Raw genomic sequence first — 20,707 nt, forward strand, 5'->3', positions numbered from 1 at the left:
TTTTAGGAACATGTAACCAAATGATGTGAAAAGGGGAGAAGCAAAATGCTTCCCTCTTTTCGATATTTTAGTATATGTAGAGGTGGAAATATGAAACGAAATCTTGTTTTAGGAGGTATTTTTTTATTTGGATTAGCTATTTTTTTATATCCTACTATTAGTAATTGGTTGGCGACTCGTGCACATTATTCTGAGATTAGCTCCTACGATAAGAAGATCAAAGCACTACAAAAGAAAGAAGTTGAACGTAGGGAAAAAGAAGCAACCGAATATAATAAACAAGTTCAAACTTCCATGAAAACATTTGCAGATCCATTTTCTGAAGAAAAAAATAATCATCAAGCATATGCCGATGCGTTAAATTTAGGTGATGTAATGGGGTATATTGAAATATCGAAAATTAATATAAAACTGCCAATCTATCAAGGGACCTCTGAGGAAGTATTGAGTCGGGGGGTAGGTCATTTAGAATATTCTTCACTTCCGGTAGGTGGAGAAAATACGCATACTATTTTAACAGGGCATCGTGGTTTACCATCAGCAAAATTATTTACAGATTTAGATAAGTTGAGTGAAGGAGATCTTTTTTATATTCATTCTTTAGACAAAATTCTTGCTTATAAAGTAGATCAAATTAAAGTAGTGTTACCACACGAAACGGACGATTTAAAAATTGTGGAAAAGAAAGATTATATAACATTAATTACATGTACGCCTTATGGAGTAAACACAAATAGATTACTGGTTCGAGGTGGGCGTGTGGAGTTTAACGAGAAAGAAAAACAAAAAATGCGTAAAGAGATATTTATGTTTAATAAGTGGACCGTAGTAGTCTTAATCCTATTATTATGTGTGTTACTAGTCGCAATTTATAAGAAAAAATTAACTCGATAGAATGAATTTATTTATCCTGTATTAATGGGCAGTGGGACCGAAAATCCAGAGATAAGCAAAGAAGGTATATAGGGGATGAAGTAAATCCTCACTGAAAAAAGTTTCACTTTATTCGACTGTAGAAAAAATACGGTAAAGGTGGGGACAAAGGAATTGAGGTTACGATTAAAGTTGGTAAGTATTCATTTTATGGTTTTGTTACTGTTATGTGTAAGTTTTGTCGTATATGCACCAAAAGAAGCATATGGATCCACGACTAACTTAGAAGGTCTAGGGGATATATCGCGTTATAATGCTGTTGTCTTTGGTAACCATATAGCAGTAGGTGGAGACATTGAAGGAGCAATTGCAGTTCAAGGTGATATGGATGCATCTGGTTATACAATTGTAGGTGCAGCAGCGGGAACATCTAATATAGTTGGGGAAAAATGGGATGATGAGGGATATCCATCCTTGTTATTGTCAGGAAAATTTAAAAAATCAAGAGAGGAATCTTTTATCATTCAAAACGGAATAGTCGTAATGACAAAAGAGAGTGATCCAAATCGTATCATACAATCTTCTTATGATCGTATCGTTTATAAAGAAAAACTAGAAATTGACGCGAAATTTAATGAATTTCACAACATAGTGAACCAAGTCAGTAAAAATGCTGGTCAATATAAAACGAATACCCCAATTCCAAATATGAGTTATGGAATCGGAAAAGATATAAACAATCCTAATATTTATGTTTCATCAGAACTGGTAGGGAAAATCAATTTAGATATAAGAGATGTCTTTTTACCTAATGCTAAAGGAAAAGATTTTATCGTTATGTATTCGGATGCAATAGAGGTTACATTTAAAAATGGTGCTATCTTATATGACACGAACAATATTGGTAGGGCTACAGATATAATTCCTACATCACAACCCTACTCTCCTAATTCACCGTTCACTGAGTTATATGGGAAGGTGATTTGGGTTTTTCCTAATGCAAAAAAGATCACAACAGAGGGATATGGTGTCGTTGGGAGTGTGTTTGCTCCAAATGCTGTATTAGAAACAAAAGGCGGTTCGATTAATGGACAAGCATTTGTCGGTGCAGTACAACAAACTGGTGGATTTGAATTTCACAATTTCAAATTTAATTGGCAACATTGGAACAAGCCTAGTACAGGAAAAGTAAAGATAAAAAAAGTAGATAGTAATAATGATAATAAAGAATTGATGGGGGCAAAGTTTCATATTGAAGATTCAAATAAAAAAGTAGTTGGTGAGTTAGTAACAAATGAAAAAGGAGAAGCGATATCAAAAGAATTACCAATAGGTAACTATACTCTTGTGGAAACAGAAGCGCCTAAAGGTTACGAATTATTAAAAGATAAAATAGTTGTAAAAATAGAAAAAGATGCAGTAGTAGAAATTAAAATAGGAAATAAGAAATTACCAGATCCGATGGGGAAAATGAAGCTAGTGAAAGTAGATACGGGAGATAAAAATAAAAAGCTAGCAGGGGCAAAGTTTCATATTGAAGATTCAAATAAAAAAGTAGTTGGTGAGTTAGTAACAGATGAAAAAGGGGAAGCGATATCAAAAGAATTACCAATAGGTAACTATACTCTTGTGGAAACAGAAGCGCCTAAAGGTTACGAATTATTAAAAGATAAAATAGTTGTAAAAATAGAAAAAGATGCAGTAGTAGAAATTAAAATAGGAAATAAGAAATTACCAGATCTAATGGGGAAAATGAAGCTAGTGAAAGTAGATACGGGAGATAAAAATAAAAAGCTAGCAGGGGCAAAGTTTCATATTGAAGATTCAAATAAAAAAGTAGTTGGTGAGTTAGTAACAGATGAAAAAGGGGAAGCGATATCAAAAGAATTACCAATAGGTAACTATACTCTTGTGGAAACAGAAGCGCCTAAAGGTTACGAATTATTAAAAGATAAAATAGTTGTAAAAATAGAAAAAGATGCAGTAGTAGAAATTAAAATAGGAAATAAGAAATTACCAGATCTAATGGGGAAAATGAAGTTAGTAAAAGTGGATACGAGCGATAAAAATAAAAAGCTAGCAGGGGCAAAGTTTCATATTGAAGATTCAAATAAAAAAGTAGTTGGTGAGTTAGTAACAGATGAAAAAGGAGAAGCGATATCAAAAGAATTGCCAATAGGTAACTATACCCTAGTGGAAGTAGAAGCACCTAAAGGTTATGAATTATTAAAAGATAAAATAGCTGTAAAAATAGAAAAAGATACAGTAGTAGAAATTAAAATAGGGAATAAGAAATTACCAGATCCGACTGGGCAATTTGAAATTGAGAAAGTTGATGATAAGGATATTAATTTAAAACTAAAAGGTGCTGTATTTCAAGTTTTAGATAAAGAAGGTAAAGAAGTTACTAGATTAACAACGGATGAAAAAGGAAAGGTGATTTCCAATCAGTTAGTACTTGGAAAGTATACGATTAAAGAAATAAAAGCGCCAAACGGATATATGTTACTTAGAGATCCAATAGAAATAGAAATTACAGAAGCGGTTAGGACACAAAAACTAACAGTGAAAAATGTGAAAAATAATTGGGTAATCCCCAATACTGGTGGCAGCGGAACAACAAGTTTTTACGTGATTGGTTTTGTGCTAATGTTTGGCGTGCTATATTTCTGTAAGAAAAATCGTTACATTAGATAGTTTTTAGGGGATGAGTTCGGTATTGTAATAGATTCATGCTACTAAATTTGTTAAAGAAGGAAGGATAATAGTAAACATAGAATATATTAATAATTAAAATGTTTACGAGGTGAAAGTGATGGCAATAAAACAAGACGAAATTAAAGTAGTAGTCGGAGCTGGGGTGTTTAATAATAATCCAGGTTGGTTACAAACGCAAGAAGATGAACTTAATTTACTAGATAAAGCTACGTGGGAAGAAAGATTTGAATACAATTCTATTTCAGCTATTTTAGCTGAGCATGTATGGGAACACCTTACATTTGAAGAAGGTGTAAGGGCAGCAGAAATTTGTTATCAATTTTTAAAACCAGCAGGACATATTCGTTGTGGTGTTCCTGATGCATTCTTCCGAGATGAAGCATACCAAAATATAGTTCAAATAGGCGGACCTGGCCCGAAAGATCATCCAGCAGCAAGTCATAAAATTGTTCATAATTATAAAACATTAACGAAAATGTTTGAAATTGCTGAATTTGAGGTAGTTTTACTTGAATATTGTGATGAAAATGGACAGTTTTATTACAACGAATGGGATGCAAACGACGGTGTTATTTTCCGTTCGAAAAGATATGATTCTAGAAATAAAGGTGATAAACTTGGTTTTCCATCTTTAATTGTTGATGCGATTAAGCGGTAAGTCATTCAATAAAAGCAAGGGTTAATATTATAATTTCATGAGTCGCAAATGCGGCTTTTTTTATTGGTATGTAATATGTAAGAGATTATTTATGATAATTAATACTTCATTAAAGATTTATTTTATATATAAAATCGGGTAAAATAAAAGAAGAACATATATTCTGTTTAAGAGTAGGGGGCAATATATATGATAGCTGAAATTGAAAAAGTAACTGATGGATATATTGTAAAGTTTGAACGACAATTTTCATATACGATAGAGGAAGTTTGGTCTGTTTTAACAGAAAACAGTAAGCTAAAAAAATGGATGTCTAATTTACAAATTGAAAGTCTTAAAACAGGTGGAATAATAAAGTTCGACATGATGGACGGTTCATTAATAAATATTGATATTTTAGAGTGTCAACTAAACACAGTGCTTGAATTTACTTGGGATAAAGATCGTATCCGATTTGAAATACATAAAGAGGAAAATGGTACTCTTTTACTTCTTAAAGAATACATTCATGAGTTAACAGATCATACACCGAAAGATATAGCTGGTTGGCATATTTGTTTAGATCTTTTTTCTTCCGTTCTAGAAGGAGAAGAAAAAGAATTTTCTAAAGATGAATGGCAACAGTGGTTTGGAATATATAAGGATAAGGTTCTTGAAGTGAGAGGATAATTTCGTAAGAGATTATATTTATTGTGTAATTATTACATTGTAAAAATGGTTTTGATGAAAAATAAGAATAGAGGTTAATATGAAAGTAAATCAATTAATTGCTAATAACATAAATAAATTAGATACAGTTATTCCATTTAATAAGTCGTTTGGAATCGCTGGTTTATCAGGATCGGGTAAAACAACTTTTTGTCAAACGATTGGCGAAGAATCAAAAAAACGATTAGTTTCTTTATTGCCAAAGGCTGAATATCAATATTTATTTCCTAATATCATGGAAACAAATTTTAGTGCTATTAAGATAGAAGATATGCCTTTAGTTCTTTTTCTAGGAAAATCATCGATTTCTTCCAATCCACGTTCAACGATAGGTACTCATACTGGTGTGTTTACTGAAGTTCGCGAAAAACTTGCCGAAGTATTTCATCTTTCCCCTGAGGTTTTTTCGTTTAATAATCAGTTAGGTTGGTGTACTGGTTGTAAAGGCCGAGGCACTACTAAAAATATTGAGTGTAAAAAATGTAAGGGAAAACGTTATAGCGAAGAAATCGAACAACATACTATAGATTTATTTGCTAAACCACATACAATTTCAAATATTAATGATTTAAGTGTTGAGTCTATTCTTTCGTTAGCGGAAGAGTTAAATATTAGTGAAGCGAAGCAACATATACTGCAAAATATAATTAATATGAACATTGGTTATTTAACATTAAATCGAATTATGGGTACGTTGTCAGGTGGAGAGTTAACAAGACTTTATTTGGCTGAATTTATGGCAGTAAGCGAAAATACTGTAATTATTATTGATGAGATTTCAGTTGGACTTGATCATGAAACATTATTACAAATATTAGAAGAGATTAAGCAGTTAGGGTGTAAAAATCAAATTTGGCTCATTGATCATTCAGATACTGTACTGGATACAACAGATGAGCAATTGTTCTTTGGACCTGGTAGCGGTAAATATGGTGGACAAATTGTGAAAGAATCGCCAAGACCAAAACCAATACTGTCGGATCTAAATAAAGAAGTACTAACAGAATATTATACATTCCAAGAATTATATTGCCGTAATATCCAAATGGCGGAGTTTCAAATCCCTAAAAATAGGCTTGTGACGGTTACTGGAGAATCTGGATGCGGGAAATCTACACTTGTCAATGAATGTTTAGCTACAGATTTTTTGAAACGATATCCAAAAGATAAATTAGTTATGGTCGGACAAGATCGAAATCAATCCATTACAAGTCGATCGACTGTAGCCACTTTCCTAGATATTAAAAAGAAACTCACAAAGTATAGCGAAGAAATTGATGATATTTTTGAGCGTTCTATTGAGGATATTATAGATGAACTCCCAAATGAAGATATTGCGTATAAACGCTTGAGTCTATTAATTAAATTAGGACTAGGTTATTTAACGTTAGAACGAAAAACACAAACATTATCAACAGGTGAGTTCCAATGTGTTCATTTAGTTTCGGAGTTATTTGCAAACACTAGAAATCCACATACATTATTTATTTTTGATGAGCCTTCAAAAGGTTTATCACAAAATATTTTAAATCAATTTATAGATAGTGTTAGAGGGATATTGCAAGATGAATCAGTCTCTATCATTATGATTGAACATAATAGTTACATGCTAGAAAGCTCTGATTATATTGTAGATTTCGGGAAAAGACAGCTTGAATCTATAAAGCATCTTGATGTAGTAAGTCATGAAGATTATTATCGTCAAAAAAGCAGTGTGAATAATGTTGAGCAAATACATATTTCTTCAGCACTTAAGCAAAAAGAAGGCGTTCACTATTTAGAAGAAAATCATATTAAGTATTTTAAAAATGCGGAAAACATTTATAAGGGTGGTATTTTAAAAAGTTTATCATCAATGGCCCGTTTAATTTATGGCGAATATGAATCTGATACAATTGCACCTGTTGTTGCTATTGATCTTGAAAGACATTTATATAGTCAATATAGTTTCTTATTTGAAATTGGTGGATTAATTAATCATATTGTAGCTGCTCATCCAACTAATAAAGATACGAGAAGTTTTGATTTCTATTCACAGGACAACCATTGTCCATCTTGTTCTGGACGTCTTCAAATTGAAGTTTTCGATAAAGATATTACAATTCAAGATAAAAACGTTCCATTTTGGGACGGTTTATTTGATCCGGAAATCATGAAAGTATTAAAATTTTATCAATATGAAAAAATAGAATTTCTATTTGAAGAAATTAAAAATGAGCTTGGTCACGATTTGTCAAAGAGCTATAACGATATGTCAGAAGAAGAAAAGCATACGTTTTGGTACGGATATTTTGAAAAATCATTTTATGATAAAAAAGGAAAGACACGCAGAACATGGGTAGGATTTAATACGATTATTGGTGGATATATTGTTATTTCAAAAGCAGCTATTAAAGAGGAAATTAAGACTTCTAAAGAAATGATGACATGTCCAATTTGTGAGGGGACGGTATTAAATCATCATAAACCGCTTAAATTTGGTAACGTCGATATTCGTGAAATCATCAATCAACCAGTTGATGAAGTGTTGAAAATAGTCGGTGATTTACCTGCACTTCATAAATTGAAATCTATTGTTGGTGGCGATATGAAATTGACAGAAGATGTTTCGTTATTGCCAAGAAAAGCACAAGTTGCACTGAAAATGTTTGAATTAGAACAGGTAAGCTTTTCAAACTATGAAATGGTGTTACAAAATGTCTTACCATTTTGGGACGAAATAAAAGGAAATATTGAATCCATTAGTGTTCATAATCAAGTAACTGTTTGTGATTTCCCTAATGCATATGAAACGAGAGAAACCATTATAGATAAATATTTCACAAATGGTAAATATAAAAAACTTACGTATGTATACGAAGCGTTTGGATACAAAAAGTTAGTTACCCAAATTAACAAAATTAAAAAAAGTAATCCATGTCCATTCTGTAAAGGTAAGAAAGTTATAACGGAAGATAATCTACATGATGGTGTCTTTAAACTAACAATCCCATGTGTAACTTGTACTGCAACTGGTATTAATGACGAAGGACTAAAAGAAATTGTTGAGGGCGTGGATGTACAAACATGGTTAAATGGAAAAGTTTGTGATGTTGTGGATGAAAGCTTATTAACAGAAGCTGTTTCGCAAATACCAATTTTTAATCGTATTCGAGAATTGGATAAACGAGATATGATGGCGGTTTATGAATGTCTTGAGAGTAATCAGTAAAGTTATATTAGTTTATGTATTATTAACATAACTTATATAAAACGTATATTCTTTATAATGTTTATAATAACGCACTATGAGTATTACAAGGTAATGAAAGAAGATCCAATTTCTTAATGTGAAAATTAAGGAATTGGATTTTTTAGTATTTTTATGTCCCGTATACTACATTTCCAACTAAGATATGGAGGAGAGATAGAAAAATAAAAGGGACAAACAGTTGATATATTATGTAATTATTATATTATAAAAGTGATTGGTAGGGGTAAAAACAGTTCGCAAGTAATATATTTTGATTATAATATCTCTGTTCTGTTGTCTGATTTTTCATATTTAACAGAAATATATACTTGAATGAAGTATATATTTCTGTTAAATTTATCCTATGGACAGAACAAGTTTAATTAAAGGTCATTTAGAAATGTGTGTATTATCTATTTTGTCGAAAAAGAAAAGTTATGGTTATGAGATTATGAAAGAACTTGAAGTAAACAATTTAAAATTGAAAGGAGTAGGAAGTATTTACCCCATATTAACTAAGTTGAAAAATCAAGAGTGGGTTAATACTTATCAAGTAGTAACAGACAGTGGTAAAGTTAGGATTTATTATGAAATTAATGAAAACGGAAAAATACGTCTTGAGAAGAAAATTAATGAGTGGTTAGAATTGCAATCAGATATTCAAACATTATTAAAAAGCGGTTTGAAAGGAGACCTTCTGAAATGAGGAATAGATTGATAGGTAAAGAAAAGCAATTTTTAACAGACGTACTTAAGGAATTAAAGCAATACGATATTAGTTTAGAAGAAAGGAAAAATATTAAGCGACAAATATTAGAACATATTCAAGAATGTCGTGAACATGGTGAAGATAGTATAGATGATTTAGGTACACCTCAATTATTTGTTCAAGATTATTTAGAAATAAATGAGATTGATTTACAAGTTAAAATGAAACAACTTAAAAATGAAAAGGGGAAATTAAACACATCTATCTTACGCGGCATATTCATCGCAATTATTACTTACCTCATCTCGCAAACTACATTCACAATATTTTTAACTAGATCATCTAATCCAACTAATAGTAAAAATACATTTCAGTATAATCTTTTATATCGTATTTCAGAAAATCAATGGTGGAATTCATTATTAATAATGATTAGTTTTATGTTCTCTGTAGTAGTATTTATTAGTTTAGTAAGTTATAAAAAACGAAAGCTGTCTAAAGCATAATGAAGAATACGATCTATAAAATGTCTCTAATTTATATTCTTTGTAATGTATTAATGTTATGTATTACAGATTCAAAAGTTTATGCTCAGCAAAATATTAAAATTGCATTAGATAAGTATATTGAAAAATTTATAAAGGAGCAGAACATTCCAGGAGCTTCTGTTGCAATTGTACATAATAAAGATGTATTTTTCACAAAAACGATGGGGATTACTGGAGAATCTGAAAAAAAGGTAACTAGTAAAACCCCATTTGCAATCGGCTCAATAAGTAAATCTTTATCAGCTTTAGCTATAGTGAAATTAATAGAAGATAAAAAATTAAAATTAGAGGATCCAGTTCAACGGTATCTTCCTTGGTTTAAACTAAAATATCCTAAAATATCCTCAACTATAAAAATCCAACATCTACTAACTCATACAAGCGGAATCAGTACATATGAGGGCTTAGCATTATCAGATAAGCAATCCGAAAATTCTACAGCATTACAAGAAAATGTAATGAAACTATCAAATGTAAAATTAACTGCTCCACCAGGTGAAAAATATCAATATAGTAATGCGAATTATATAATACTTGGTGCGCTTATTGAGGCCGTCACAAATGAAACATATTCATCATATTTGGAAAAGCATATTTTTCAGCCATTAAATATGAATGGCGCGGCAGCAAGTAAAGAAACTGCATATGAAAAAGGTTATTTAACAGGTTATCAGTCGTGGTTTGGCATACCAAGAAAAAGTGTAGTGTCCTATGATAATGCAGGGGCACCGTATGGCTATATTACTGCAAATTTAGAAGATATGATTCAATATATTATGTTTTTGAATCGGCCAGAGGATGCTCAATTTTTAAAGCAAGAAAACATGGATCTTTATCTTTCACCACTTTATCAAATAAATTCAGAAAAAAGTTATGGTTTTGGATTAAGAACCACAAATATAAATGAAAGCGAAACGATGATTTGGCATTCAGGATCAACGCCCGATGCTCGTGCAGAAATATTTACTTTAAATAAAAGTGGCTGGAGTGGTGTGATTTTAACGAATAAAAATCATGTATTAGAAGAAACCGCACTATCAGTATTGAAAAAGGGGATTATTAGTATTTTGAATGGAGAAGAACCGGTTGATCCCCCTAAAAACATACCATTTACACAAATTGTTATGTCTATAGTTATATTCGCGCTTTTCACTACATCAATTATGTTAATTAAAAAATATAAACATAAGAAAACAGTTAAAAGACTAACTTGGTTATTTATAGGGAGTCTATTTCTACTAGTATCTATTATTTTCATCCCGCTTCTTACTTATAGTACAAACTCACCATGGCATACGATTAAAATATTTGCGGCAGATGTAGCTTTACTTATAAGTATTATAGTAATTTTATTAGCTGTGAACGGATTAATATCAATCTTTATAGCCTTAAGAAGGAAAAAGGTACAGAGGTAAATAATTAAAGAAATATAATTTAAGCGTTATAAACAGTTGACTCTCACACGATGTCATTGTTTAAGGTTAAGTTGAACTTCGAAATAGATGTAATTTATAGGAGGAAAACATGTTTAAAATAGGGGATTTTTCAAAACTATCTTCCATTAGTATTCGTATGTTGAGGCACTACGATAAAGTGGAATTATTACAACCAGTAAAAATCGATGAACAAAGTGGATATCGATACTATTCAGCAGCTCAATTAAAGAAAGTAAATCGAATTCAAATGTTAAAAGGTATGGGATTTAATATTGCTAGTATTAAAGAAATAGTAGAATCCGATAATATAGATGGTATAAAGGAACAATTTTTAAATCGTAGTGCTCAAATTAAGGAAGACATGAATAACCTCCAAAAACAATTACGTCTTCTCGAAGCCTCAATAAAAACGATGAGAGAGGATGTTGTTGAGATGAACTATCATGTTTCAATAAAAGAAATTCCAGAAAGAAATGTAGCTAGTGTTAGAAAGATTATTCCATCTTATAATCGCGAAGGAGATTTATGGGGTATATTAATGCAAGAAATACAAATGAAAGATATTAGTATTGCCCATCCGAGTTATAGTATTGCGGTTTTCCATGATCGCGAATACAAAGAAAATGATGTAGATGTAGAAATACAGTTAAGTATTTTAGGTAAACATGAAAATACAAATGATGTTACATTTAAAAATATTGGATCAACTCATGTAGCGTCTATAACAGTTAATGGAAGTTATGAACAAATGACAGCTGTAAATGAGGCTGCAGCAAAATGGATTGAGACAGAAGGTTATGAATTAGCAGGTCCGATGTTTAATATTTATCATGTGAGCCCAGCGATGGAATCGGATCCTAATAAGTGGGTTACAGAAGTGTGTTATCCAGTTAAATGATGATAAAGAAAAAAGGCATTAATTATATGCCTTTTTTCTTTATGGGGGGTACCGTCACGGAAATGCGGATTTAAAACGCTAAGCCTATTTTCCTGACGATTCTCCCGTTTTTAACAACGTTAAGAAAGTTTCAGTGGTCTTAAAAAATCTAATGAGATCACTTTCTCTGAATTAAAATGGTATTCTCCTAGCAAATTAATATGTTCCCAGCAAAAAGGTGACATATGGTGCAAGATTACGGTTATGGCGGGTGTAAACCAACCAGAACGTGATCTTATCCGTATGCGGTAGCGTGAAGGAATTGAACTGGCTAAGAAAGAAGAAAAGTTTAAAGGTCGGTTAAAGAAGTACCATAAACATCATGCAGTAAAGCTTAATAAAGAGGGAGATATGACTGTAAATCAAATTTGTGAAATTACAAATGTGTCTAGGTTCTCATTATATAGAAAGCTATCGGAAAGGAACAGTTGATGAGTTATACTAAAAATAGGAAATATACAATTGAAAATAAATTTCATATAGAGGTGGAATTATATGCCTAAAATTGACAATATGTTAGCAATTCTATGGATGCTTTGTTCAGGTGAAAAAATTACTGCAAAACAAATTTCAGAAAAGTTAGAGATGAATATAAGGACTGTGTATCGTTATATTGATACAATTTCAACAAGTGGCGTACCTATCATTTCCGAACCAGGACATAACGGTGGATACACTTTATTGAACAATTTTATTGAGGCTCCTCTTTTTTTTGATTTTGAGGAGCAAACTGCACTATTTCACGCTGCTGTTTTTGCAGAAGAAGCCGGATATTATGGAGGTGAAGCACTAAATAGGGCCATTTCAAAACTAAGTAAATACTCAAATCAAGAGCAGGAAACAAAGATAAACCAACATTTAGCTAGTCTTGAAGTAATAAGTCGATTAAGTTCACTCTCTAGGGAACCTTTTTTGAAGGAGTTGGAGCAGGCCGTAGCTGACGGGTACTCAGTAAAAATTCTTTACCATAAAAGTGGCGAAAAGCAATTAAATTATAGATTGGTCGATCCGTACAAAATTATCTATTGGAATAATAAGTGGTATGTGATTGGATTTTGTCATCTTAGGAATGATATCCGTAGTTTTAGAGTAGATCGAATTGAAAGTCTAATGCTAACAGAAAATAAGTTTAACCGACCAAAAAATTTTTCAGCACGTGACTTTTTTATAAAAGGTCTTCTTCCAACTATAGAAGATAAGGAAGGGACTATTTCTTTGGTTATTAATGGGGATAAAAGTGTATTGGCTGATATTTGCCAACATTGGTTTTTAGGACATTATTTACAAGAACGGACTTCAAATCAAGCAGTTTTTCTTCTTGAAAAAGATATAATACATACATATGTACCTTATTTACTTTTACCGTACAATAAATCTATTAAAGTTATTGAGCCAATAAGTCTTAAGAAAAGACTTATTGAAGTACTTTCGGAATTAATAAAATTTCATCAAGTATGATAACTTCCCTGACGTTAACTGTCAGGGAATTTATATTATAATAGTTATATAAATTGTGATTGGAGTGTTATTGGATGCAAACAAAAAAAGCATTTCTATATGTATTTAATACAATGTCGGACTGGGAATATGGATATTTAATTGCTGAATTAAACTCAGGAAGATATTTCAAAAAAGATTTAGCACCTTTAAAAGTAATTACAGTAGGAGCTAATAAAGAAATGATTACTACTATGGGAGGACTGAGCATAAAACCAGATATTTCCCTTGATGAATGTACTCTTGAGAGTAAAGATCTTTTAATTTTACCAGGAGGGACTACTTGGAGTGAAGAAATTCATCAACCGATCTTGGAAAGAATTGGCCAAGCTTTAAAGCTTGGTACTATTGTTGCTGCAATTTGTGGTGCAACTGAGGGCCTCGCGAATATGGGATACTTAGATGCTAGAAAGCATACAAGTAATAACTTAGAATATACAAAAATGGTATGTCCTAACTATAAAGGAGAAAAGTTCTATGAGTTGGGATCTGCGGTATCTGATGCGAATTTAGTTACTGCATCAGGAATAGCTCCTCTGGAATTTGCAATGGAGGTACTGAAAAAAATAGATGTATTTACACCAGATACATTACATTCATGGTATAACCTAAATAAGACTCATAAACCTGAATACTTCTTCCAGTTAATGAATTCAATAAATAAATGAAGTAACTGAAAAGCTCAATTTCTCTATTTTGATTTGTAGAGAAGTTGGGCTTTTTAATTTTGAATTTCCTTATCGTTGTAAATTCGTATTTTCCTGAGGCTACCCTTTTATCAACTTATCCGTAAATATCAAGAGAAATTACTTCTTGATTCGATTCGTCAACTACTGTCAAAATTTTATTTGCAAATGTACAAAATGATCGGAGTGTAATGGATATTTTCGTTCTTCAATTTTAATTAACCAATCATACATAATTATCTTTCCATCCATAGTAACTTTTTTCGATCGTATTGATCAATCATTACACCAACTAAAGGGCCGAATAAAACAATTGGAAAATTAATAGCAAATAAAGAACTCATAATTACAGCTGAACCGGTTAATTGATAGGCAATCCAAGGCAATGCAAAATTATATAGTGAATCCCCAATTCGTGAAATGAGTAAACCAAAAATGAAAATCTTGTATTCTTTAGAGAAAGTTGTCTTAATGGTAAGCCTGCGTTCTAGTATAAATTTCACAACTGTTTGAACCACCTTTATTATAGAGGAATTTGAAAATCATCCGTCCAATACTTGTTATATATAGAATTCTGTAATTTTTAGATGAATCCTACTTTTTATAGGTATTTTTAAAATCTAAAGGAGGAAATAAAAATGAAGGCAGTATTATGAAAAAGATTTAAGTGCGAACAGGATGGGGAGAAAATTCATTAACAAAGTATAGACATTCGTGGAAAGAAACAGTACCTGAGTATATAGCGCAAAACCTACTTGATGCTGTGTGTTGGATTGAAGATAATTTAAATACATAATAAGATTATAGTAAACTATTTTATTCAAAGGTCGTTAGGAGGGGGAATATTGATACATATAGATAAGAATGTGCGAACAGCTGGTGCGTATGTAATATATAAGAATTTATTTGTTTTTCAAGTTGGTCCAACGAATAAAGGTGATACATTAGGTGTAGTAAGGCTCGGAGGACATAAAGAAGGGGATGAAACAGCAGTAGAAACCGCTAAAAGAGAAGTGAAAGAAGAAGCTACTATCGATATTGCTATATTGAGTTCACCATGTACATATTATAAAAAGAATTGGGATGCACAATCAAAGAAAATGAAAGTAGAAAATGAAATCAATCCAATATTAATTATTGATAGTCCAGATGAAACTTTATCTACTATGTATATGGCACATGCAGAAAATGAACCAACTCCATCTTCTGAAACGAACGGGCTTTTATTACTTTCAGTAAATGATATTAGGCTTATTTGTAGTAAGGAAATAACACTAAATGATTATGTTAAGCAAGATGGAATAGCTGTATTGAAAGAAAAAATGAATAAAGAGTTAATCTTACAACCTTTTCCGCAACTAATGTTTTTAGCAGAACTTTTAAAAAATGATCCTGTATTGCTTCAACAGTTTCTAAATTAGCAACAAAAAGCCACCTTAATAAGTGGCTTTTGTTTTAAATAATTTAATGATAAGTGTATCCTCCATCAGGAAATAATACATTACCCGTAGTAAAACTATTTTGCATTAAATATAGTACAGTGTGCGCAATTTCATCATTATATCCAGCTCGCTGTACAAGAGAAAGAGATTTATAAGCTTCATAAGCAGCTAATCTATTTTCATTTTGTTCATTCTCTCTTTGTATCGTTCCGGGAGAAACAACATTAACTCTAATTGGAGCTAGTTCAACAGCTAAAGCTTTCCCTAAACTTTCAATAGCGCCATTACATGCACCGTAAGCAGGCGCTCCTTTAAGTGGTCTTTGACTAAATGCACCGGACATTAATACGATAGATCCAGTGTTTGAGAGAAAAGGAACTGCATATTTTACAGCATAATATTGTGGCCAAAACTTTCCGATAAAGCTACTTTCAGCAATATTATCTGTAGCGGTTATTGGTCCAAGTGAGTAGGAGGCACCTGGTGTAAATAAATGATCAAAATTGCCAACCCTTTTGAAAAAATCTTGTAATTGATTTTTATCTTGGTTATCCAATACATAAGTTTGAAGATGATTGTTATTTATTACTTCTTGAGCAAACATTAATTTTTCTTTCGAACGCCCTGCAATAATAACATGTGCGCCTTGTTCAATTGCTTGTTGTGCTGTTGCAAACCCAATACCAGAACTCCCACCAATGATAACGATACGGCTACCTTTTAATGTAGTAATAGACATATTTAAGCCACTCCTTTAATAAAAACGTTAAAATAAAGCTATTATGTCTTTATTATTCGCTAAAAGATAGCAAGTGAAAAGTACGCACTTTTTATGTACATAGTCGCATATTTCGTACTAATCACTATTCATGCGGATATGCAATGTGAAAAAAATTTGTGATATCAGAGGAGAGGTGTGAAAAATGGATTTACAAGAACCGAAGTTAAAAGGGGTAATAGCAACATTACAAATAATCGGTGGGAAATGGAAACCACTTATTTTGTTTATATTATTAACAGACGGAACAAAACGGTTTGGTGAATTAAAGCGATTAATACCAGATATATCTCAAGGGACGTTAGCGAAGCAATTGCGTGAATTAGAGCAAGATCAACTAATAGAACGCGAAATTTATCAAGAAATACCACCTAAAGTGGAATATAGTTTATCTGAGCATGGAAAAACAGTAAGTACTGTGTTAGATAGCATGTGTGGTTGGGGAAGAAGACATTTAGAATATATTAATGAAGATGAACTGTAAAAATATTATGTAAACTGAAATGTATAAAGCTATTATTTTGATAATTTGTATTTTATAATATACTGAATTAAATGATGTTATCGTACATATATTCTTTTAATTGTGGTGGGCTGAATTTATGTATAGCTCGAAGTAAGTAGTTGTTTGGGATTGAGAGATGCGTACTTGATATAAAAGGAGATTTACGAATATATAAACTATGATTCTATTTCGGGGATGATCAGGATTAAACATTTTATGTATATTAACAAAGGGGAAATAATAAAATGAACGAATTAGAGTACAAAAACTTTTATGATAAAGTAGGAAGATTAAATGGATGGGATTTTAGTAAAATAAAATGTGAAACTGTAGGCGATTCATGGGACTTTTATAGAGAGGTAAAAGAAAGATGCAAACCATCACATATTTTACTAGATGTTGGTACAGGTGGAGGAGAAAATGTACTTAACATAGCATCTTCAGCTAAATTATTAGTTGGAATAGATAATTCTAACGGAATGATTGAAAAAGCACATTCCAATTTGAGAAAATCAGATGTACAAAATGTTGAGTTTCTTCAAATGGACTCTGAAGCTTTAACGTTTCCACATGCGCATTTTGATATTGCTTCTAGTTGTCACGCACCGTTTATAGCATCCGAATTAGCAAAAGTAATGAAAAAAGGTGCTTTGTTTTTAACACAACAAGTTAGCGAACATGATAAATTGAACCTGAAAGAGGCTTTTGGAAGAGGACAATGCTTAGGCGAAAGAGATGGGACTTTAAAAGAAAAGTATATGGGTGAACTTATTAATGCAGGATTTAAACTCGTGCAAGTACGTGAATATGATGTTACTGATTATTACAGTACGCCTGAAGATCTTATTTTCTTGTTAAAACATACACCTATTATTCCTAGATTTGGGGAAGAGGATTTTACTATTTTACAAAAGTTCATTGATGCAAATAGTTCTAAAAAAGGGATTCGTACGAATTCAAAAAGGTTTATGATTATTGCTGTTAAATTATAATGTGTTATAGAGTAAAAGCTGCTTTTCTTTCAAAAAAGCAGCTTTTTGTGTGGAAAAGAAGGTTAGATGGTCTTCATTACTAGAGATTGGAGTTAAGGGCCTTGGTATAGAAATAAATAATAAAGTATGTTGGCATGCGAGAGGTACAACAATGATTAATATTGTAAGAGGTATGCATAAGGACGAAACATTGGGATTATCCGAAAGTTATAGTAGAAGAAATAAGAAAACATCGGTAAAGTTAAGTATAAATCCAAAAGGTTGATTTTTGTAATATATAAAAATCAACCTTTTGGAGCGTATGTAATATAGAAAAAACGTATAGAGTAAGTAAGATTTTTGCTTACAGTTTTATTTTTTAGCAGGTGTATTTCCCATCGCGATAGAAATTCTATTCCAACTATTAATTTGATTAATAATCAAGATAAGGTCAATATATTGTTTTTCATCATAATGTTCACATACTCGTTTGTATAGGGAATCAGGAACTCTTTTAGTAGGAATGAGTGTAATATGCTCGGCTAGTTCAATAGCGAGTTTTTCTTCTGCTGTATAAAAAGTACATTCATCCCAAGTACTTAAGCAATAAATTCTTTGTTCAGTCTCTCCCATTTTTCGTGCATCAGATGTATGTAAATCTAAGCAGTAAGCACAGCCATTGATCTGAGAAACTCTAATTTTAATAAGTTCTCTAATCGTGCGATTAATCGTAGATTGCTTTGTGTACTTTTCCATGTCCATCATAATTTTCATAGCATCAGGTGCAGCTTCATAGTAGGAAATTCTTTGAGTCACAATACAACACTCCTTTTAGTTTAAGATATATGGCATTAGCCGAAAATGTTAAATTAACTGTTCTAATACAAAAGTATTAGAACAGTTAATTAAAGTTTCAATCTTCAGGTGGATTTTTCCTGTTAGTTTTTGAAATACAATACTAATAGATATAATGAATTTGGAGGTTAATTATAATGATTACACATATATCAGATATAAAACTACAAACGGTTTCCATAGAAGGGGTAAAACAAGTTTATAAGGACATATTATCTTTTCCAATAAAAAAAGAAACAGCATCATTTATTCAATTTGAAGTCACACCGTATACAACAATTAGTTTTCAAGAAGTATATGAACCAATTGCACCTGCGCATTTCGCTTTTGAGATTCCATATTCAAAATTTCATAAAACAGCAAAATGGCTTGAAAAGTCTGGGTTACTTATAGTGAAATGGAAAGATGGAAATACAATTGGTGAAGAGAATGGCCTATTCAATTTATATTTTAAAGACGGTGATGGAAATCTACTCGAAATTATCGCACATGGTTATGTTAAAGAAGATGTATTAGTACCGCATTCCCCTTTAAACATTTTATATGTAAGGGAAATCGGACTTCCCGTTAAAAGTGTGCCTGTATTTACAGAATGGTTGAAATCAAATCTAAATATGAAAACGATGGAAGATGGGGATATTTTCAACTTTGTTATAGGTGGCACAGTATATATTGTTGCAACTTGGTGGCAGCGGCCTTGGATCCCAATTGCGATGAAAGCTTTACCACCAAAAGTACACGTAACATTCGGAACAACAGATCAAGCATTTTTACAGCAAATCCAAATTAACTTTAAGAAAAATAGTGTCCCATTTCAATTTAAATATAATGAAGTATCATTTATTGAGCAGGGGTATGCATTTTCAATTGTGTATACACCACATTTTCCTTCCGATATTCCTAGTAAATTAAACTTACCGCTTTCTATTTAAGGATGGAAAGTAGTAAGTTTTTATATATTCATGGAGAAGGGTTTCAGTATAATTACACTGAATTTATAGAGGCGTATACTAGTAGCTAAAATGCTGTTGTTTAACTAAATTTCCTTGTAGTTAAACAACAGCGTTTTTAAACATTAATATAGGTATATTTAGTTTCGATTTTCATCCTATAAAGGTTCATTATCCGTACTTGTTCTTCAGTTAATTCTTCTTTATCCCAATACATATGCATTAAGCTATATTCAAAAATTTCCTTTAATTTAATAAACGATGGAAACTTGTCTATCATCTCTTTAGGTAGTTCATTTTCCTCTTGATACCCGGCAAATAGTGCTTTTGTAATAGAATGTTCATAGTCTGCTATATTCCCATTTCCAGCAAATGAATATTCTATCGCACTATAAATAGGAACTGCTAAATCAAATATGTAAAAATGTTTTTCACAGTCTTGAAAATCAATCATTGTTAAGTTTGAATTGTTTTCAACTAAAATGTTTTCTAACCATAAATCGCCGTGAATTAAGCCGTAATTTGAAGTGGATTTTTGTAGCTCTTTTATAGAAGTTAAAACGTCAGATGCAATTTCTCTTATAGTAGTTTCTTCTTTAGAGATATACTTAAGAAAATTATATTCTTCATTTTCATACCAATCGTTTATATGTTTAACCGGATTTGTCTGTTCAAAGCTTTTAGAAATGCGATGTAATTTTCCAATTTGTTTACCAAGTTTTTTAAATATATTAGAATTCCAATCACACCTCGGTAAATGCATACCTGGAGCAGCTTTATATAATACAGCAAAAATCTCCTTGTCTAATGGAAACTTTTCTACAAAATTTCCTTGTAAAGAAGGGATTATTGGTGGAACACCTAAGCCGTTTTGATATAAAAAATTCGTATATGTAACTTCTTCTAATTGTTCTGCATATGTTTTGTAGTTTGTAATTCTAATGAAATAAGTACCTTGTTGTGCGTTACATTGATACATTTCATTCGTTATGGGTTTAATGTTAATAAAATTTAATGGATATCGTTCATTTATTAATTGGAGTATTTCTTTTTCTAGCTCGTTCATTGTAACGTCCTTTCCGAACTTATATTTTTTATTTGAGAACTAAAAGATTCGTAATTTACAACATTTGTGTTTTATTTTTGATTTCCTTTAAAATGAAGCATGAAGTAATGAATGGCTCATTTTATAAAACACAAAAAA

The 20,707-nt window shown here is 31.4% G+C and carries 18 protein-coding genes and 3 pseudogenes; 17 read left to right on the top strand and 4 right to left on the bottom strand.

Going from position 1 to position 20,707, the window contains the following annotated elements; genetic code table 11:
• The first annotated feature begins 90 nt into the window (after window positions 1–90).
• From J0835_RS12340 to J0835_RS12395, 12 genes and pseudogenes are all read left to right on the top strand, one after another.
• Window positions 91–894, top strand: coding sequence for a class C sortase (locus J0835_RS12340; protein ID WP_087980489.1), 804 nt, complete (start codon window positions 91–93; stop codon window positions 892–894).
• Window positions 895–1,047: 153 nt separating this feature from the next.
• Window positions 1,048–3,570 carry an MSCRAMM family protein gene (locus J0835_RS12345; protein WP_333728125.1) on the top strand — a complete coding sequence of 841 codons (2,523 nt, stop codon included), beginning with the start codon at window positions 1,048–1,050 and terminating at the stop codon, window positions 3,568–3,570.
• A 118-nt stretch (window positions 3,571–3,688) separates the two neighbouring features.
• The gene (locus J0835_RS12350) at window positions 3,689–4,249 is read left to right on the top strand and encodes a class I SAM-dependent methyltransferase (RefSeq protein ID WP_087980491.1); all 561 of its coding nucleotides are present in this window, start codon (window positions 3,689–3,691) and stop codon (window positions 4,247–4,249) included.
• A gap of 189 nt (window positions 4,250–4,438) precedes the next feature.
• A complete protein-coding gene (locus tag J0835_RS12355; protein WP_087980492.1) occupies window positions 4,439–4,918 on the top strand; it encodes an SRPBCC family protein in 480 nt (159 codons plus the stop codon).
• 79 nt (window positions 4,919–4,997) lie between these two features.
• Window positions 4,998–8,168, top strand: coding sequence for an ATP-binding cassette domain-containing protein (locus J0835_RS12360; RefSeq protein WP_087980493.1), 3,171 nt, complete (start codon window positions 4,998–5,000; stop codon window positions 8,166–8,168).
• A 421-nt stretch (window positions 8,169–8,589) separates the two neighbouring features.
• Window positions 8,590–8,895 (top strand): PadR family transcriptional regulator, encoded by a 306-nt coding sequence (locus J0835_RS12365; RefSeq protein WP_000338007.1) that lies wholly within the window; start codon window positions 8,590–8,592, stop codon window positions 8,893–8,895.
• Entirely contained in the window at window positions 8,892–9,404 is a 513-nt protein-coding gene (locus J0835_RS12370) for a hypothetical protein (RefSeq protein ID WP_140386764.1), read from the top strand. The genes J0835_RS12365 and J0835_RS12370 overlap by 4 nt, the downstream gene beginning before the upstream one ends.
• Entirely contained in the window at window positions 9,404–10,861 is a 1,458-nt protein-coding gene (locus J0835_RS12375) for a serine hydrolase domain-containing protein (RefSeq protein WP_087980494.1), read from the top strand. Before J0835_RS12370 ends, J0835_RS12375 begins: the two co-directional genes overlap by 1 nt.
• Window positions 10,862–10,970: 109 nt before the next feature.
• Window positions 10,971–11,780, top strand: a complete 810-nt coding sequence (locus tag J0835_RS12380) for a MerR family transcriptional regulator (RefSeq protein ID WP_087980495.1) — start codon at window positions 10,971–10,973, stop codon at window positions 11,778–11,780.
• 234 nt (window positions 11,781–12,014) lie between these two features.
• Window positions 12,015–12,251: pseudogene (locus tag J0835_RS12385) on the top strand (helix-turn-helix domain-containing protein); the annotation flags it as partial.
• A gap of 63 nt (window positions 12,252–12,314) precedes the next feature.
• Window positions 12,315–13,277: a helix-turn-helix transcriptional regulator gene (locus J0835_RS12390; RefSeq protein WP_087980496.1), complete on the top strand. Its 963-nt coding sequence runs from the start codon at window positions 12,315–12,317 to the stop codon at window positions 13,275–13,277.
• A 74-nt stretch (window positions 13,278–13,351) separates the two neighbouring features.
• Window positions 13,352–13,984 carry a type 1 glutamine amidotransferase family protein gene (locus J0835_RS12395; protein ID WP_087980497.1) on the top strand — a complete coding sequence of 211 codons (633 nt, stop codon included), beginning with the start codon at window positions 13,352–13,354 and terminating at the stop codon, window positions 13,982–13,984.
• Between the two features lie 269 nt (window positions 13,985–14,253).
• Here the strand turns inward: J0835_RS12395 and J0835_RS12400 are convergent.
• Window positions 14,254–14,505, bottom strand: a pseudogene (locus tag J0835_RS12400) (MFS transporter); the annotation flags it as partial.
• A gap of 342 nt (window positions 14,506–14,847) precedes the next feature.
• Here J0835_RS12400 and J0835_RS12405 point away from each other — a divergent pair.
• Window positions 14,848–15,423 (top strand): NUDIX hydrolase, encoded by a 576-nt coding sequence (locus J0835_RS12405; RefSeq protein WP_087980498.1) that lies wholly within the window; start codon window positions 14,848–14,850, stop codon window positions 15,421–15,423.
• A 43-nt stretch (window positions 15,424–15,466) separates the two neighbouring features.
• Here J0835_RS12405 and J0835_RS12410 read toward each other — a convergent pair whose 3' ends face one another.
• Complete coding sequence (locus J0835_RS12410) at window positions 15,467–16,183, bottom strand: SDR family oxidoreductase (RefSeq protein WP_087980499.1); 717 nt, start codon at window positions 16,181–16,183, stop codon at window positions 15,467–15,469.
• Window positions 16,184–16,367: 184 nt separating this feature from the next.
• Here J0835_RS12410 and J0835_RS12415 point away from each other — a divergent pair, with 184 nt between their 5' ends.
• The 3 genes and pseudogenes from J0835_RS12415 to J0835_RS12425 form a co-directional block, all read left to right on the top strand.
• Window positions 16,368–16,706: a winged helix-turn-helix transcriptional regulator gene (locus J0835_RS12415; RefSeq protein WP_087980500.1), complete on the top strand. Its 339-nt coding sequence runs from the start codon at window positions 16,368–16,370 to the stop codon at window positions 16,704–16,706.
• Between the two features lie 266 nt (window positions 16,707–16,972).
• Window positions 16,973–17,719, top strand: coding sequence for a class I SAM-dependent methyltransferase (locus J0835_RS12420; protein ID WP_087980501.1), 747 nt, complete (start codon window positions 16,973–16,975; stop codon window positions 17,717–17,719).
• Window positions 17,720–17,771: 52 nt separating this feature from the next.
• Window positions 17,772–17,924: pseudogene (locus J0835_RS12425) on the top strand (alpha/beta hydrolase); the annotation flags it as partial.
• 146 nt (window positions 17,925–18,070) lie between these two features.
• Here J0835_RS12425 and J0835_RS12430 read toward each other — a convergent pair.
• The gene (locus tag J0835_RS12430; RefSeq protein ID WP_000194103.1) at window positions 18,071–18,514 is read right to left on the bottom strand and encodes a carboxymuconolactone decarboxylase family protein; all 444 of its coding nucleotides are present in this window, start codon (window positions 18,512–18,514) and stop codon (window positions 18,071–18,073) included.
• A gap of 176 nt (window positions 18,515–18,690) precedes the next feature.
• Here J0835_RS12430 and J0835_RS12435 point away from each other — a divergent pair, with 176 nt between their 5' ends.
• On the top strand, window positions 18,691–19,485 hold the full coding sequence (locus J0835_RS12435) for a VOC family protein (protein WP_087980502.1): 795 nt from the start codon (window positions 18,691–18,693) through the stop codon (window positions 19,483–19,485).
• A 136-nt stretch (window positions 19,486–19,621) separates the two neighbouring features.
• On the opposite strand, the gene J0835_RS12440 is transcribed toward J0835_RS12435, so the two are convergent.
• Entirely contained in the window at window positions 19,622–20,569 is a 948-nt protein-coding gene (locus tag J0835_RS12440) for a phosphotransferase enzyme family protein (protein WP_087980503.1), read from the bottom strand.
• Between the last annotated feature and the right edge of the window lie 138 nt (window positions 20,570–20,707).

This window comes from Bacillus cereus group sp. Sample62 (assembly GCF_036851315.1).
Classification (GTDB): domain Bacteria; phylum Bacillota; class Bacilli; order Bacillales; family Bacillaceae_G; genus Bacillus_A; species Bacillus_A wiedmannii.

Excerpts from the sequence above, each read along its gene's own strand:
- J0835_RS12340 (WP_087980489.1), top strand. The coding sequence starts at position 91 with ATGAAACGAAATCTTGTTTTAGGAGGTATTTTTTTATTTGGATTAGCT.
- J0835_RS12350 (WP_087980491.1), top strand. The coding sequence starts at position 3,689 with ATGGCAATAAAACAAGACGAAATTAAAGTAGTAGTCGGAGCTGGGGTG.
- J0835_RS12355 (WP_087980492.1), top strand. The coding sequence starts at position 4,439 with ATGATAGCTGAAATTGAAAAAGTAACTGATGGATATATTGTAAAGTTT.
- J0835_RS12360 (WP_087980493.1), top strand. The coding sequence starts at position 4,998 with ATGAAAGTAAATCAATTAATTGCTAATAACATAAATAAATTAGATACA.
- J0835_RS12365 (WP_000338007.1), top strand. The coding sequence starts at position 8,590 with ATGTGTGTATTATCTATTTTGTCGAAAAAGAAAAGTTATGGTTATGAG.
- J0835_RS12370 (WP_140386764.1), top strand. The coding sequence starts at position 8,892 with ATGAGGAATAGATTGATAGGTAAAGAAAAGCAATTTTTAACAGACGTA.
- J0835_RS12375 (WP_087980494.1), top strand. The coding sequence starts at position 9,404 with ATGAAGAATACGATCTATAAAATGTCTCTAATTTATATTCTTTGTAAT.
- J0835_RS12380 (WP_087980495.1), top strand. The coding sequence starts at position 10,971 with ATGTTTAAAATAGGGGATTTTTCAAAACTATCTTCCATTAGTATTCGT.
- J0835_RS12390 (WP_087980496.1), top strand. The coding sequence starts at position 12,315 with ATGCCTAAAATTGACAATATGTTAGCAATTCTATGGATGCTTTGTTCA.
- J0835_RS12395 (WP_087980497.1), top strand. The coding sequence starts at position 13,352 with ATGCAAACAAAAAAAGCATTTCTATATGTATTTAATACAATGTCGGAC.
- J0835_RS12410 (WP_087980499.1), bottom strand. The coding sequence starts at position 16,183 with ATGTCTATTACTACATTAAAAGGTAGCCGTATCGTTATCATTGGTGGG.
- J0835_RS12415 (WP_087980500.1), top strand. The coding sequence starts at position 16,368 with ATGGATTTACAAGAACCGAAGTTAAAAGGGGTAATAGCAACATTACAA.
- J0835_RS12420 (WP_087980501.1), top strand. The coding sequence starts at position 16,973 with ATGAACGAATTAGAGTACAAAAACTTTTATGATAAAGTAGGAAGATTA.
- J0835_RS12435 (WP_087980502.1), top strand. The coding sequence starts at position 18,691 with ATGATTACACATATATCAGATATAAAACTACAAACGGTTTCCATAGAA.
- J0835_RS12440 (WP_087980503.1), bottom strand. The coding sequence starts at position 20,569 with ATGAACGAGCTAGAAAAAGAAATACTCCAATTAATAAATGAACGATAT.